The sequence below is a fragment of the Mammaliicoccus stepanovicii genome, from assembly GCF_002902525.1.
GTDB classification, from domain to species: domain Bacteria; phylum Bacillota; class Bacilli; order Staphylococcales; family Staphylococcaceae; genus Mammaliicoccus; species Mammaliicoccus stepanovicii.
Map to the genome: position 1 here is coordinate 1 of NZ_PPQZ01000020.1, position 17,012 is coordinate 17,012.

Here is a 17,012-nt window from a genome sequence, read left to right on the forward strand (position 1 = left end):
CTTTTTATCTATATAGATATAGTATAAAACAATCTCCAACAAATAACATTAGTCATTTTTTTGAAATTTATACACAATATGATTTTTTATAAGTATTTTTGTTTAATCTCTTACAATTATTCCCACAAAATCGAACTTTTTATCACAAAAATAGATTTTGACTTTTCTGATAGATATTCTATGGTAATATTCCTTATTAAACAAATTTATATCAATTAAAAAACTAATGTGAATAATTATTTGGTATGGAAATAAAGGAGCATCATTATGAAAGTTTATACGTCTGTCATCTTCTGGATGAGAGCAATTGCATGCTTAAGTATTGTCATGATTCATACAATAACAACTACGTTTTACAAATTTGATATGCCAAATGAAGGAGATTTATTACGTAGTACTCAATTACTGATACTGTATGCTACGCCGATGTTTGTTTTTATATCAGAATTTTTGCTAGCAAAACAATACAAAACTAAAGTTAAACCTGGTTTTATTAAGCAAAAATTACTTACTTTAGGTATTCCATACATATTTATCAACCTTGGACTGGCATACGTATTTGGAGATCCTAGTAATTTTCAAGAGTATATTGAATCGGTAAAATTCATGATGTTTCACGGTGGTACTTTAACTTACTTTATTGTGATTATTTTTCAATTTTATGCATTACACATGTTGTTTGCTAAATATTTAGTAAAGTTAAATCCAATAAAAATAACATGTTATTCAATTGTTATCACGAGTTTATTCTGGGGTATTCGAATATTCTTTGAACCTTCTAACTCTGTATTTTTCAATTGGATGTGGGGTCGAGAAGGATGGATGATCTTCATTGGATGGCTCAGTTATTTCTTATTAGGGTTTTACATGGGCTATCACTATGAAACATTCATGAAAAATATTCAACGATATACCATTCAAATTGTTCTAGGAACTTTAGGTGTCACTTTATTTACTCTGTTTAATTACTTTTCAGGTTGGATAACGCTCGTTGATTCAAAACGTATAGATACCCCTATTTACGTCACGATGATTATACTTCTATTTTTCTTATTATCATCTTATACTAAGTATGTGCCGAAGTTCTTTATCTTTATCAGTAATTATTCATTCTGTATTTATTTAATTCATTACTTTATCGTTCACAGATTAGGAAAATTACATGAAGAGCCCGAATTGAATATATTGTTCACATTTACGATAACTGTGGTATTCTCAATATGTATAGCATATTTACTAAATTTATCCAAATACGGTAAATATATAGTAGGAGGTATTGCCCGAGTCGAATATTCATCGTTTTATAAAAGCTATAAAAATAACTTAGTAGACTAAAGGAGAAACATAGATGAAAAAAATAGTCTCTATCATTGTACCTTTATATAATAAAGAGGACTTTCTAACAAGTTGTATCGAATCATTGATTAACTTAAACATTGATCACAATGAAATTGAAGCGATATTTGTAGATGATTGTTCAACTGATAGTTCACTACAAATTGTAAAAAAATATGCAGAACAATATGCGTTTATTAAAGTTATACAACTTGAAACAAATACAGGTAGTCCCTCTACACCAAGAAATGTCGGCATCAAAGAAGCTACAGGCAAATATATTACTTTGTTAGATGCTGACGATTGGCTAGATATAGAAGGGTTCCCAAAATTTATTGCTAAAGTAAATGAAGATAATGCAGATTTCGGTTTAGCAGCTAGTTTTAAACATACGAATAAATCAGTTACTTATCATGCTAAATTTACTTCATACAAAGATGCATCTCATATGAAACCAACCGATATTGAGAAGATTTTTAGAGCAGTAGGTCCACCGGGTAAAGTATTTAAACGTGAAATAGTCATAAATAATCAATTAGAATTTGAACATATGAAGTTTGGTGAAGATAAGTTGTTTTTCACTCAACTTATTTCTAAAGTTGAAAACATTACAATGTCTACACTACCTATGTACCATGTTAATCGATTAGATGAAAACTTATCTCTAGTACAAGAAACATCCGTATTAGATAAAGGATATATAAATAAAGGTATTACAGAAAGAATTTGTGAAATGGACATACCTTTATCACTTAAAGAAATGGCATTATCGAGAATGATTGAAGTAGACTTCTTCAGAAGACTACTTCATACTAAAACATTCTTGAAATCTGATAATAAAGCAGAATTTTTTAACGTTATATCAGATGTTGAAGCAATCTTGAACAATCATGGATTTAACATGCAACAGTTTATAAACAACAAAATTTTCATTACGATGTATCATTTATATAAACAACAAGATAAAGACGCTTTAATAAACTTTATTAGTGATGTTGTACATGGTCGTTGGCATTTATTCATCGAAGACGGTACAGTTTACAAAACTTTAGAGCGTCATTACGACAGCTTTAAACCAATTCCAATTGCGTGTTACCCAGTTTACCTTGGTACACAATTCATTGATGGTGAAATGTATGATGTCATTCACATGCTGACTGATGATCATTTCAATATTAATTCTGTGAACATCGTTGAAGTGAACAACGTAACAAAATCACAATTTATAGATTTCGAATACCGTAATGACAAAGTTTATATCAAACAACAAGCATTTACTAAAGTAGGAAGCTCCGACGTTAACATACGCATTAACTTTAACGATATCGGTACAGCAATCGTTTACGCATCCTACCCTAGTAACAACGCTTTATACAAGATGAAACGACAAAGTTTTAAATTAGAGTTTACACAAAAACAGAAAAAAGCAATTCAACCGAAATATTTCACTCAAATTTCAGGACCAATTATTGCAACTAAGAAAATCAAATTGTATCGCGACCTTGAGTTTAATGATGCGATTGATACATTAGAGCCTGGTGCTAAGTTAGAACCAATATCTATACAATATTCATCAAATGGCACGCCAAGATTAGTATTAGAGGATGGAAGTTTAATAACTGCCAATAAGAAATTTGTTACATTATTCGATACGAATAACCTCGATAAATATATAACGACTGTTCCTAAACAAGTTAAAGTCATAAAAGCATGTAAATTATATGATACGAGAAGCTTTACTAAAGAACCTATTAAGAAACTAAATGCGGGAGATACATTAAAGATTAACAACATTATTTACACAAATAATTCAACACCCCGCCTAGTTACCGAAGATGGACATTATGTAACTGCCAATAAGGATTTTGTAGACGTTATTAAATCATAACGAATGAATCCACTTGTTCATTAAGTGAAATTTTATTAAACAAAAAAGTAGTGACGCATTTTACTGATGTAAAATGCGTCACTACTTTTTTGTTTTCTTTATTCTTTTGAATGTTTATAAATATAGTCACCTATAAATTTAGATGATTCACCTTTTTCTAATGAACAGAATTTATCATAAAATGCTTCTATTTTGTCGTGATACTTAACTTTATGTTCATCAATCACTTTTAACTCTTCTGCTAATTTAAATTCATCCGTAATAATTTCACCTGGTAAGTCATTCATATAATCCATATAGAAGCCTCTTAGCCCACTTTCATATTTTTCAATGTCATAAGCAAAGAAGAACTGAGGACGTTTTAGAATACCAAAATCAAACATAACTGATGAATAATCAGTAATTAATGCGTCTGTAATCAAATAAAGTTCTGATATGTCATTATAATTAGAAACATCGATTGCAAATTCTTCAAATCCGTTTAGGTCTAATGCATTTGAAATTAAGTAATGCATTCTTAATAAAATAACATATTCATCGCCTAATTCTTTTTGTAAATTTTCTAAGTTGATTTTAAGATCAAATGAATATTTACCTTTCTTAATAAATTCATCATCTCTCCAAGTTGGTGCATACATAATCACTTTCTTGCCTTCAGGTAAATTCAAATCTTTTTTAATTTTATCTTGTAACTCTTTGTCATTTTGTTTATTTATTAAGATATCATTTCTAGGGTATCCAATTTCCCAAATGTCTTCTTCATTCATCCAAAAAGCAGATTTAAAAATATTAGTTGAATAATGATTAGGTGAAACTAAGTAGTCCCATCTAGATGTCTCCAAATTAAAGTTTTTCTTATAATTTGCAGTCGTTGTTTTCGGCATTCTAACACTCTTCATATCATTTGCTAATCGTTTTAGCGGTGTTCCGTGCCATGTCTGAATATAAGTTTGGTTTTCTTTTTTATTTAAAAATAATGGTAATCTTGCGTTAGAAACCCAGAATTTAGCATTTGAATACGCATCATAGTATTCTTTTGAGCCTTTTTTAACTTTTATTGCATTACCTGGTATCACGCTATTCTCAGGATTTGAAAGTGCCCAATAATAATTCATTTGCGGATAATTTTCTTGCATATATTCATAAACATATTTCGGACTATCACTATAATTCTTTCCACCAAATGATTCGAAAATTATAGTGTTTGGGTTTACACTCGATTCCTTATCCGTAAGTTGATACATTGATCTATTTTTAAGTTTATTATTTTGTACAATATTTTTCACATGTCTTGAAATATTTCTCAAGTTATTAATATATTTAGCATTATCAACCGCATCCATAGATAAGAATAATATTTCTAAATTATATAGAACTTTAGCATCTTTGAATATATCCCATTTTATACTTTTTACAACTTTTACCAATGTTTCCTCAAGTGCATTATATCTCGTTTCAATATCTCTTAATGATGGGTCAAATCCTAACTTGATTTCTTTTTTCATTTTTTCAATTAAGAAGTTTTTAACTTTTTTATTATGTGTACGTTCCATTGAATCATAAAAACTTTTCACATAATCACCAAAAGTAAATATAAAATCTTGGTCACTCAATGTATTACCATAGAATGGGTCATAGACTTCTCCACGGAAGTAAAATGGAAAGTCAAAAACTCTAACAAACCTTTCTGCATAATTTATATAATCTAATACAAATGATGCATCAGTAAAAATTTCTAGTTCTTCATTAAATCTTATGTTATGCGCTTGAATAATAGCGTTTTTAAATAAAATATTACATACTGAATTTTTTCTTAAGAATGAATTAGGGTTTGATTTTTGAGATAAATATTCTAATCTTACTTTATCTTTATCAACATATTGTGGTTTATTAAGCGTGAATTTATGGATTGGTGCAATTAAACCATCTAATCCATTAACATTGTTTAAATAAAATTCTATAGCATATGTTGCTAATTGGTCATCTGCATCTAAAAACATAACATACTCAGTTTCAACATTATCTAATGCAATGTTTCTTGCGTGAGCATGTCCTTGGTTATGATCTAACTTGATTATGTTAATTTCTTTATCATAATCTTGAAGTTCATGATTCAAGATATTCGTAGATTCATCAGTTGATCCATCATCCACTAGTATTAAATTAAAATTTTGGTTTCGTTGTTTTTTAAGACTATTTATACAGTCTTTTATATGTTCTTCGTTATTGTAATAAGTAGTTACTACAGTTAATTTATTCATGTTTATCTCCTTGGTTAAAACAGTTTATAATATTTTGCCAAACAAAAGTCTAACATATATTATCAAATACCCAATATATTACACTATTAAAAGTATAAATATTAAAAAATTTTAAGTTGCCTATCAATTATACACGCATTTTAGAGAAAAATTAAATATTTCGATTAACAACTGTAAAAATAATGCGATTATATTAATATTTTAACCAATATTTCTACTGTAAATAATCTTTAAAATCAATAAGAAACCTCATTCTAAATTTATTTTTCAGAATGAGGTTTCTTATTGATGCTTTCTTCAAATATTCGATTAAATTTATTCACACTTATTTCATTTGTATATTTTTTTTGCATTGAATGTAGAGTTAAAAAGTTCTTATCATCTTTATATATTTTTTTTAATATATTTATCAATTCTTGCGATTGATTTTCTTTTGTAACTAATAATTCCGGTAATGTGAATGCAACATTGTGCGCAATGTTTTCATACCCGACAATTAACATGTCATATTTGAATGCTTTACTTACAGCATTTAATATTTCACCGCCATCGTTAATATCCAAATATACATCACATTTATTATATAATGCTTCAATTGTAGTTTTATCAATTGTAGGAAATAACTTTACATTTGAATATTTTTCTAAGGATGTAAGTTTCGAAGACATTTCAGTCACTGCACCTATATAAAAAATAATTTCTGGACATTTTTGTATTATCGTTTCAATATTCGCTAGTTGATCAGAATTTGTCATAGTTAATACATTGTTCGAGTAATTATTCTTTTTATGATAATGATATATATAGCCTCCTAAATTAAGATGTTTCTTCGCACCCTCATCGATATTCTGCATAATTAAGTCATATTCTGCACGTTCAGGCACTATAATATTTACTTTGCGGACCATTGTGTTTCCCCAAATTAACTTCATATTACCCGGGATATCTCCTCCACAATGTTCTTGCCAATACAATACATCATTCCCAGGCCTTTGCAAGTTATATAACACTGTAAAAGGTGTAGATAAAGAATTTATTAAAAAGGTATTTTGGTCAATGTTCATTATTTTTAATAAAAACATTATAAAAGCTGACTTATTATCAAAGAAATAAGATTTTCCTTGCCATTCTACAACAATATCATTTGTTATATAATTTTCATATATGATTTCTTTACCTTGTTGATCCTTGTATTTTTTTAATATGGGGGTTCCATTAATATCCATAATCGTTTGAGAAAATTGAATACCCTCTTTCGTATAATGGTCAATAAATCTAACACGACCTTGATTATCAAACCATTCAACATCCTTAACGACTCTATATTTAAAATGTTGTTTATATATTATTTTCCCTTTAACTTCTCCCATATTTTTAATCCATGCTATCTCATTATTACCTTCAATTTCCCAATATTGTGGAATATCAATATCATTAAAAAATCTCGGCTTATTATACTGCGTGATTCTATTATTTGAAAAAAAACGATACGGTGTACAGATATTATCAGGCAAAAATCCATCATCCTCCATGACGATAGTTAAATGGTTGTGACCTGATAATTGCAATGATTCAAGTAATGTTTTTGTTTTTGAATCAAAATATTCAAATAAATTAATCATATAACACCTCTTTAATTAAACTTCTCCAACGTTCTTCTATATGATGCTTCGTAAATAATCCTGCAATTTCATAAGATATATTTTGAGCATTCACTAGATCATCTTTAAAATATTTAACCATATATTCAGAAAGCTTATTGACAATTTCTTTTTTCTCATTGTTTTTAAGAGAAAGAGGTATTAAATAGCCATTTTGGTTATCTCTAATAAATGTTGGATTTCCATAATTAACATCGAATCCTATCATACCTAACCCTGAACCAACGGCCTCCATTAATGTCAATCCAAATCCTTCACTGGTCGATGCAGATACAAAAAGTCTATAATCAGCGTAAATATCATCTAATTTAGTATGCCCTTTTAATTTTATATAACTGTTAGCATCATGTTCATTTATAATTTTTTCTAAATTTGCTTTTTCAGCACCTTCTCCATATATATCAAGTGATAATTCTGGTATATATGTTTTGGCTTTAATAGCTGCTAATACTAGCCAATCAACATGTTTCTCACTTGCCAATCGTGATGCACTTATCATTGAATATGGTTTCCGACAATGTTTGGGGTACTTTAATTCTTCTAAAAAACCAACAGGTATTGTTCTTATTCTTGGAATAAAATTATAATATTTTTCAAATTGTTCTCTTAGTATTTGTTCTTGTAATTCAGTTGCTGTAATAAAAAAATCGATTTCTTTTGCATTTGAAAACTGATACTCATAATAATTATTCCAAAGTATATGCATATCATTTGTTGAATTTTCACTAAAATGTTCAGCATGAATCACAACTCCAACATGACTATTACCTTTATTTTGTAACACTGCTTGCCCAATATGAGTTGCACGATCAAGTATTATAATATCATCAAATGTTAAATTTAATTTTTTTATAAAATATGCTACAAATTCCGCTTTACTATATAATTTCACTTCCTTAATTGAATATAGAACAGAATCATCGTCAATATATTCGTTGTAAGCAATCGTGCCATCTTCATTATAGAACTGCCTCATATATAGTTTAGCTTTATTATCATATGGTGCATAATATTCAGAAAAAATTCTTACGTAACTGTAGAAATCTTTTCTAATTAGTATATTGTTTACGACAAATTCTGCACGATCAACTATATCTTCTTCGCTATTTTTTAAAAAACATGTTACATAGGTATGTTTGCTGCCTAAATACAGTCGTTTAATTTTATCTATATGTTCTTCATAAGTAACATCTAACCCTATATCTTGTTTAAGATTATCTATCGTATAAATAGTAGGTGAAATTTTAATGTCAGTAAAATACTGGTACAGCCATATAATTTCTTCATCTAGAAATCCAATATGATTTGTTAAAGTTTGTATGTTTTCATATTGAATAAAATCTAAAAAAATAAATTTCGTATCATTGTCTATTTTTCGAAGCAACTTAGCTCGATACGCTTGAGCATATTCAACTCCACTACTTGCCCAACCAATACCAAAATTAATATTATAAATTGTCACGTTATTACTCCTCATATTTTAAGGGAAATGTACAATTAAATTTCCATCCTTATCATAAGTGATAATACTTTGACAAAGATTCTTAATAATCTTCCCTTTAATTTGTTTACCCATTTCTTCAAAAGATTCTAGAGCAACTTTATGATACTCAAATATTGAATTACGTTGTCCATTCTGTCTGTTTTGAACACTTGCTTTAAGTTGTTGAAGATGGTCAACCTGAGCAATCCAAGATGTATCAATCGATTTTAATATACATTTTTGAACAAACCTTGTATAAATGTCATCATTTGGAATGCGTGATTTATTGTCTGTTAACTGATTATTAAATGTTTCTACCAAATAGTTCACTATTTCTTGTCTATCATTTAAATCAAGTTGAGACATATCTCGTTTCAATTGAAAGCTAATGTGTTTATATATATATTCACTCAATGATTCTTTTGTTATATTCTCCATTATAGCTACATCATATTTAAAAACATCTTGTGCTATGCTATCAAAATTTAAGCGATCAATATCTTTTTTATTCAAAATTCTATTACGTTCTTCATAGACAATTTCTCTTTGAGTACTAATACTTTTCTCAAATTCATTAGCCATTTCCCGAGATATCAGGCCTTGCTCTTCAGATAAACGTTGGGCTTTAGATACCACTTTTTTTACTTTTCTCTGAAACATTCTACTTTGTTCCAACCTCTTTGAATCTATATTTGCAATTTTTTTATTTTCATTTAGATTACTATCAACCCAGCGTTTAACAAGATAATCTTCAAGTGAAATATATATCTGTGATGTTCCTGGATCACCTTGTCGACCTGATCGTCCACGTAATTGTCGATCTACACGACTATTCTCCATATGTTCATTTATAATCACTGCAAGACCTCCAAGTTCACGTACATCATCTTTAATTTTGATATCCGTACCTCTACCTGCCATACTCGTCGCAACCGTAACAGCTGATAATTGGCCTGCTTCTGAAATCATTTGGGCTTCTTTAGCAACATTTTGAGCAATCAATAAATTATTTGGAATTTCCATTTGAAAAAATTTCTTCGAGAAAAATTCTGCTGCTTCTGCAGTTCTAGTAATCAATAAGACCGGACGTTTTTTGACATGTAATGATTTAACCTTTTTAATAATCGCCATATTTTTATCTTCAATAGTTTTAAATACCCGATCTTCTTGATCTATACGTTTTATTGGTTTATCTGTGGGAATTTGAATTACTACTTTAGAATATAAATCATAGAACTCTTTCTCTCCTAATTTACCTGTAGCTGTCATCCCTGAAAATACTTTGAATTGCATAAATAAATTTTGAAATGTAATGGTTGCCATAACACTCATATCCGTAGATATTTTTAATTCTTCTTTTGATTCAATAGCTTGATGTAGCCCTGACTGAAGTTTCGTACCTTGTAACATACGTCCAGTTATCCTATCAATTAGAACTACTTCACCTTTGTAAATAAAATAATCTAAATTATATTCAAATAAATATTTCGCTCGTAATGCGAGTATAATATTTCTAACTAAATCAAAAAAAGGCTCATCATAAATATTTTCAACTTTAAAATATTTATTTGCTGCTTTTATACCTTTTTCAGTTAACCATATTTCTTTTTTTTCTCTTTTGACTTCAAAGTGATATTTCTCTTCCAAAGTTTCAACAAATACTTTAACAATATGAAATAAATTGGACTGAACTCTTGGCGCACCCGATATGACAAGTGGTGTTTGGGCAGCATCTAGTATTATAGAATCCACTTCATCAATAATTCCATAATTTAATTCCGGAAGAAACTTCCCTTCAATACTATCTGCCAAGTTATCTATTAAATAATCGAATCCTAATCGTCCATTCGTCGTATAAATTATATCATTTTGATAAATTTCTTTTTTTTCACCATTTGCATATTCATAATCTTGAATATCTACAAACCCTAATGATGTTGTTAAACCTAACCATTCATATAATGGTTTCATTTCATTAAAGTCTCGTTTGGCAAGATAATCATTTGTTGTGATGAGGTATACGCTTCCACCGCTTAATGCATTTAAATAAAGTGGCATTGTAGCAGTTAATGTTTTTCCCTCTCCTGTTTGCATTTCAGCTATATCACCTTCATGCAAAACAATTGCTCCTAGAACTTGTACTTCTTTTGGATATAAACCTAAAATTCGCTTACTCGCTTCCCTCACAAGTGCATATGCTTCAGGGAGGAGGTCATCTAATTCTTCGTCACTTTGCTTTAACCTCAATTTAAAAATTTGAGTCAATTTTTGCAAATTTTCGTTTGAGTATTCCTCATAAATAGAACTCCATTTGTTAATATTATCTAGTGTTTTTTTTAACTTTTTAATTCTCATATTATTAATTACTGAATTAATTTGATTATTCATTTGCACCTCCACTATTCAGCAACTTGACATCTAAGTATTGTAAATACCGTGCAAAATTAACAAGAGGCGAGACCGGGTGTCTTTCTATATCATCTGGATGATTGACATAAATGAATGGTTTTATATATTTATTTCTAGTATTAACTGTTCGAAAAGATTCAAGTTGATCAAATACATTTCTTGATTGGTGAAACGTTGTGAAAACTTTTCCTCCAAAGATTAGACCTATTATTTCTGCTACTTCGTTTGATTTTGGTCCATAGCCTATACAATGAATTTCATCATAGGCTAAATTCCTAATTTCTTCTTCAATTCTATATATATTGCTAATCATTGAGGAATCATACCACTTTCGAACTTCCACAACATTTTGAATATTCTGGGTTGCAAAAGAAGATAAAACATAATCCTGCAAAAATGGTTCCACGAATATTACATTAACTATTTTAGATTGGGAATGATTATACATATTTGATAAATATGTATTTTCTTTTTTTCTTTTTTCTTCTTGTCGATCCTCAATTATTATTTTTCTAAATATTAAACTTTCTGAAGCTGCATTTATCATTTGAACTTTGTATGAAAATGCATTTTGGGGAAACATAACTTTACATTCCTTATCCCGAATAATTTTCTTATCAATTTTTGTGCCATTCTTATGATAGAAAATTATTTTGAAATATACAGAGCCTTTAGGAATTACATCAAAATCGAAGATGAAATTATACACTTCCCCTCTTTGTAGTATAGGTAACATTGGCCCCTCTTTATCTGTTGGGTAATGTGTGATCATTTGCCACTCATGTATTAATATCCCAGAAGGCATTAATTCATTCTTAAAACTAGTACCTTCACTTGTAAATGAAAGCTTTGTTCCATACATAAATGTAGAAGTATTCACTTGTTTCCACAGTATTTCAAATTTATTATTTACGCTCATATTTTATTCTCCCAAATTTACTATTTAGAATAATATCATAAAAGTTAATAAACCAATTTGTTATAGTTGGTGAGTCATCGTTATGTCTACCAGGAACACCTCTGCTCATAACTCTTGCTTGTTGATTTGTTAGAATGGGCAATAATTCGCTAAATGCGTTTGTATCGTAATCATCTTGTTCCATATATGCTATTGCAAATATAGTATCTTTAAGATTCGTCTTTTTAAAGATATTCCAAAATTTATCATTCATACTTTTAATATGCTTTGGAGAAATATTTCCTTCGTTTGCTAAAAGTACATCTAACGCAGTTCCAAATTCTTCTGGCCTTAGCAATTTCATATTATCTGCTATTGTTCCTATATTAACTAATGGTTTACCTACGACTATTCCTAAGGGGCCCAATTGAGCACCATAATATAAAGCAGCAAATGAACCCATTGAAAGTCCAGAAAGTATAAGTTGTTTTTCACTAAATCCTAAATATTCCATTTTTTCTTTTATTATATTTTTAATAGCTTGTTCATAGGATTTCGAACCTAAATAAAATGCCCCTCCTTCTATTCTTGGATCAGCAATCAATAAAAAAGGAGCCCCCAAATCTTTCATCATATAATATGCTTCAAAACCTTCAGCAGTTCTGTATCCACTAAAATAAATGTTCAATGGCGGTTTTAAATCACCTGGATTAAAGTAATATATAAACTCTTCTCTTTGATTATCTACATACCTTTCTCCACCAAATAAAAATTCCCCCATCTCTAACCTAGACCACCTTTTATGTATTGCACCAATTTCAATAACGCCACTACCTTTAGCTTTTATCGATACTGAAATATTTGCATCAAAAGGCATTCTTTTAATTTCAAATGGATTAATGAGTTCATCATGTGATAACACTATCTTGTCTATAATTTTATCTATTGATCCACTCTGAATAATTCTAAATGTGTATTCTAATTCAATTGCACCTTCGACTCTAAATTCTGGCCATATTTGAATAACCTTTTCTTTATCATAAACAAGGTTACGCTTCCATGAAAATATTGGTCTCAATCGCTCGCCAAAATCTCCTTTTATTCTTAAAGACTTATTACCTAAATATTCCACTTGAGCGTTTATATTTGGATTAATTATGCCATCTTTAGGATAAATTTTATCACCATATTGTCCTATAAATGTAACAGCCTTTAATTTTTCTTGTAATTCATATTCTGATGTATACTTGAAAGGTCGAATTATATTCTTCTTCACAATAGATTCACTTTCAAATTTCTCATTCCAATAAAATTGGTCTATATAGGTATTATAAGGTGTACTAACTATATGAAGCACATCAATCAATTCATTAGAATAACTTGATTGTATAAATACTAAATCAAAATCACCTCTTTCTTTGATTACAGCATTTATAGAATCTTTATAGTCATTTTCTAAAGTAAATAAAGTTGGATTAAGATAATCCCAATCCACATTTGTTTTATCTCGAAATAAAAGTTCTAAATCATTACCACCAATTTGAAGTGCTTTAAATTTATTTGTCATTTAATACATCACCTTCAATTAAACGATTTAACTTTTGTACAATATTAAATGAAGAATATTCATCAACTAATTTGATTGAATAAGCAAATGAATAATTCCAATTTTTTAAATGCAGTAAGAAGTAATCTAAAGCAGATAGAATTTCTTCTTTACTTGTAATGATGTACCCATTAACTCTATTTTTAACATAATCCGTTTTACTTATATTTATTTGAGGTATTCCCGCACTTATACTACAAATTTGTAAATATAAATCGGGCTCTATATTTAAATCAATCATAACTCTTAGAATAGATATTGTTTCAATCAAATCTATTTCATAAGGTACGTGTTTTATTTTAATTAGCTCTATATCCACATGATCTTCTTCAATAAATAATTGAACACCGTCAGATTCACTATCAAAATCATTGAACTTACTATTAATTGCTATAATTTCTTCTTTTATCCAAATAGACACATTCATTAAATCTTCTCTCGTTAGTAATATCAATCTATATCCTTCATTATTTTTTAAATACTGAATCATGATTTGTAAAACTTGATGTATGTCTGTATCCGTTAAGCCATCAATCCATAATCCAATATATGTTTCATATGTTTGGCTGCTCCTATTTGGTAAAACTTGTGTATCATATGGTGTTATCATCATCATTTGATTATTTAATGCATGATGATTTCTATAATTCATGAGAGCATATTCATTTACTTGGCTATCCACTAACCAGTATTTCCCTTTTCTTATAAACTCCAATTCTTTTTCTGATAAATTTTTATTCCTACCAGTAAAAATTGTAAAACATAAGTTTTCATTTCTTACTTGATTTGAAATAATCTTATTATGACGTATATCTGATGCAGCAATAACTATATCTCCATTATTGAATTGGTATCTCACATATTTACTTAATTGCTCTTCTACAAACTCTGACATGTTGTCATATTTTTCTTTATTAAATCGATGCTTATATTTATCATTTACAGATATACTACCATCACGAATATTTTCGATTAAAATACAATCCCCATCAATTGTCATGTAGTGTTGTTCAAGTTCATTTCCTTTATCATCAAATGTTCTCATAGCTGATAGCCAACCACGGTCATCAAATAAATATCGACGTTTCTTCGTATCATTTTCGAAATCTTCAATCCAAACAATATAACCATCCTGATTAAAATATATATTCGAATATGACAACGTACTTGTAATACACTTTATTAAATATGGTGTAAATACAAACTCTGTATTTTCTGGCCAATCTAAGTCACGATAGTCAATAGCTTTAGGTGTACTATGATGAAAACCTTGAATTTCATCAAACAATGAAGTATATGACACTTCAAATAAATTGTGTCTATGCAGAAAAGTTCGCAAGTCAGGTATATAATTTAGCACTATGAATGTTATCTCGATATTATTTTCAACATGCATATTCATTAAACTAATCATATCATCAAATTCTGTCATTAATTTTTTGTTATAAAATGGTACAGCCTTATCTTTCCACCAACTACTATCGCTATACCATGCAGGAATAAAATGCTTCATAACATCTCCCCTTACCAATATTTATTTAAAAACTGTTTATATCGATCAAAATATAGATAAGTTCGTATAGTCTCAGTAATATTTATTCCAATATAAATTAATACAATGAGCTGAATTGCAAAGTATATCTGTTGTGTTAATGAAGGTATTAACAGTGTGGTATACAATGGAATTCCTATGATAAGCGTCACTGTTACAGAACCGAACCAACAAACTCGTCTTGCCATTTTATTTAAATAGTTAGCTGTTTCTTCACCAGGATTTACACTGATAAAATAATTACCGTTTTTCAAAAATATTTTTGCTTTTTCTTTTGTATTTAATAAAAATCTCGATAAAAAATAACTTAATATCATTTGTAGCAATATATATATTGTTATACCAATAGGGCTTCCAAATGTAAGCCATTCAAACCTGGATGGAGCCTCCGTGAAAATGATTTTCGCAATCAAATTCACTAACGCATTAATCATAACGAATGTAGAGATACTTATCATAATGGCCATGCTTCCTGCTGGATTAATTTTCCATGACAAATATGTCTTTGTATTACTTTGTGAAACATTCATAACATCTCGATAGTTAGTACGATATTCAACAAGCTCAATAAACAACAACACAAATAAGGTGAATATAACAATTAAGCCAATCAATACAAGAACTAGCAAGTTAGCATCAATATGCTCAAATTTTTGATGAACCAAAGACTTAATGATACTCGTGAATACAATCGGCATCGGCCCAGCGATGCCATACCTTATGTTTTGATCTGCTAACCATACCAGTAACATTGTACCTGTTACTAATATTATTAATAAAATTAAAATATTATCAGTCTGGATTCTATCATTACTTACATATTCATGGATGATGAAATAGCCTTGTGTAAATCCTAAAAATAGAGTCAATAATTTCTCTTTATAGTTCTTCTCAGCACGAGTTTGTTTCATCGACTTCTCCATATTTCTATAAGAGATTAAACTGAACATTATCATTGCTGTTAACCATGGACCAAGTCCAAGTGTAAAAATATTTAAATTATTTACATCTCCACCCATATTTGATATGGCTATTTTAAAAAATGATCCTTCATGACCTTTTGTATGTACTTGAGATACAATAGAAATATTACTTCCTAAAATATAAATAAACACAATCAAGCAAGTAAACAACATTCTCTTATATAAGATTTTATATTCATATTTCTTGAATATAAGTTCTATTAAGTTACCCATCATACAAACCTCTTTTTCTGACATTAAGTCAAAAGGCTAAGAATATATTCTGAAATAAGTTGGAATTAATTAATCAATCAATTTCCACAAATGAATAATATCTTAGCCTCTTCAAATAAATTCCATACATTTAATGTATATATAAATTATACTCTTTTGTCTTTGCCGTTCTTTTTACCTTTATCTTTTCTTGTTTTTTTGATTAAACCTAGCCCAACTAGCATCGATAATACTGCACCAAACAAACCTGTCCTTTCTTTTGCTTCACCAGTATCAGGTAATGATCCTTGAGTGTTGCTAACACTTTTAGATAACTCAGAATCAGTAACATTCTGTATTTCAGAATTAATTCTTAAACCCATAGTACTTTCGCTCTCTGAACCACTTAATGATGTTGAAGTGCTTTCAGATCCTAATGTACTTGTCGATAATGATGTACTTTCACTCTCTGAGCTACTCAATGATGTTGATATGCTTTCCGATCCTGATGTGCTTGTCGATAATGATGTACTTTCACTTTCTGAACCACTTAATGATGTTGATTCACTTTCAGATCCTGATGTACTTGTCGATAATGATGTACTTTCACTCTCTGAACCACTGAGTGATGTTGATTCACTTTCAGATCCTGATGTACTCGTCGATAACGACGTGCTTTCGCTCTCGGAACCACTTAATGATGTTGATTCACTTTCAGATTCTGACGTACTTGTCGATAACGAT

General features: G+C 29.1%; 11 protein-coding genes and 1 pseudogene. 3 read left to right on the top strand and 9 right to left on the bottom strand.

From position 1 onward, the window contains the following. Positions 1 to 267 precede the first annotated feature (267 nt). Positions 268 to 1,335 carry an acyltransferase family protein gene (locus tag CD111_RS04310; protein ID WP_095085364.1) on the top strand — a complete coding sequence of 356 codons (1,068 nt, stop codon included), beginning with the start codon at positions 268 to 270 and terminating at the stop codon, positions 1,333 to 1,335. Between the two features lie 13 nt (positions 1,336 to 1,348). Continuing rightward, positions 1,349 to 3,223: a glycosyltransferase family 2 protein gene (locus CD111_RS04315; RefSeq protein WP_095085362.1), complete on the top strand. Its 1,875-nt coding sequence runs from the start codon at positions 1,349 to 1,351 to the stop codon at positions 3,221 to 3,223. A 98-nt stretch (positions 3,224 to 3,321) separates the two neighbouring features. On the opposite strand, the gene CD111_RS04320 is transcribed toward CD111_RS04315, so the two are convergent. The 9 genes from CD111_RS04320 to CD111_RS12350 form a co-directional block, all read right to left on the bottom strand. Further along, positions 3,322 to 5,484, bottom strand: a complete 2,163-nt coding sequence (locus tag CD111_RS04320; protein WP_095085360.1) for a bifunctional glycosyltransferase/CDP-glycerol:glycerophosphate glycerophosphotransferase — start codon at positions 5,482 to 5,484, stop codon at positions 3,322 to 3,324. A gap of 260 nt (positions 5,485 to 5,744) precedes the next feature. Then, positions 5,745 to 7,106, bottom strand: a complete 1,362-nt coding sequence (gtfB, locus tag CD111_RS04325) for an accessory Sec system glycosylation chaperone GtfB (protein WP_095085358.1) — start codon at positions 7,104 to 7,106, stop codon at positions 5,745 to 5,747. After that, positions 7,099 to 8,607 carry an accessory Sec system glycosyltransferase GtfA gene (gene gtfA / locus CD111_RS04330; RefSeq protein WP_095085356.1) on the bottom strand — a complete coding sequence of 503 codons (1,509 nt, stop codon included), beginning with the start codon at positions 8,605 to 8,607 and terminating at the stop codon, positions 7,099 to 7,101. Before gtfA ends, gtfB begins: the two co-directional genes overlap by 8 nt. A gap of 18 nt (positions 8,608 to 8,625) precedes the next feature. Then, a complete protein-coding gene (secA2, locus tag CD111_RS04335; protein ID WP_095085354.1) occupies positions 8,626 to 11,016 on the bottom strand; it encodes an accessory Sec system translocase SecA2 in 2,391 nt (796 codons plus the stop codon). After that, complete coding sequence (gene asp3, locus CD111_RS04340) at positions 11,009 to 11,956, bottom strand: accessory Sec system protein Asp3 (protein WP_095085352.1); 948 nt, start codon at positions 11,954 to 11,956, stop codon at positions 11,009 to 11,011. The genes secA2 and asp3 overlap by 8 nt, the downstream gene beginning before the upstream one ends. Next, positions 11,943 to 13,502: an accessory Sec system protein Asp2 gene (gene asp2, locus CD111_RS04345; RefSeq protein ID WP_095085350.1), complete on the bottom strand. Its 1,560-nt coding sequence runs from the start codon at positions 13,500 to 13,502 to the stop codon at positions 11,943 to 11,945. The genes asp3 and asp2 overlap by 14 nt, the downstream gene beginning before the upstream one ends. Further along, positions 13,492 to 15,054 (bottom strand): accessory Sec system protein Asp1, encoded by a 1,563-nt coding sequence (gene asp1 / locus CD111_RS04350; RefSeq protein ID WP_095085348.1) that lies wholly within the window; start codon positions 15,052 to 15,054, stop codon positions 13,492 to 13,494. The genes asp2 and asp1 overlap by 11 nt, the downstream gene beginning before the upstream one ends. 11 nt (positions 15,055 to 15,065) lie before the next feature. Next, positions 15,066 to 16,292, bottom strand: a complete 1,227-nt coding sequence (secY2, locus tag CD111_RS04355) for an accessory Sec system protein translocase subunit SecY2 (protein ID WP_095085346.1) — start codon at positions 16,290 to 16,292, stop codon at positions 15,066 to 15,068. Between the two features lie 143 nt (positions 16,293 to 16,435). Further along, positions 16,436 to 16,651, bottom strand: a complete 216-nt coding sequence (locus CD111_RS12350) for an LPXTG cell wall anchor domain-containing protein (protein WP_142380935.1) — start codon at positions 16,649 to 16,651, stop codon at positions 16,436 to 16,438. 37 nt (positions 16,652 to 16,688) lie between these two features. On the opposite strand from CD111_RS12350, the pseudogene CD111_RS12355 reads away from it, so the two are divergent. Further along, positions 16,689 to 17,012, top strand: a pseudogene (locus tag CD111_RS12355) (MSCRAMM family adhesin SdrC); the annotation flags it as partial.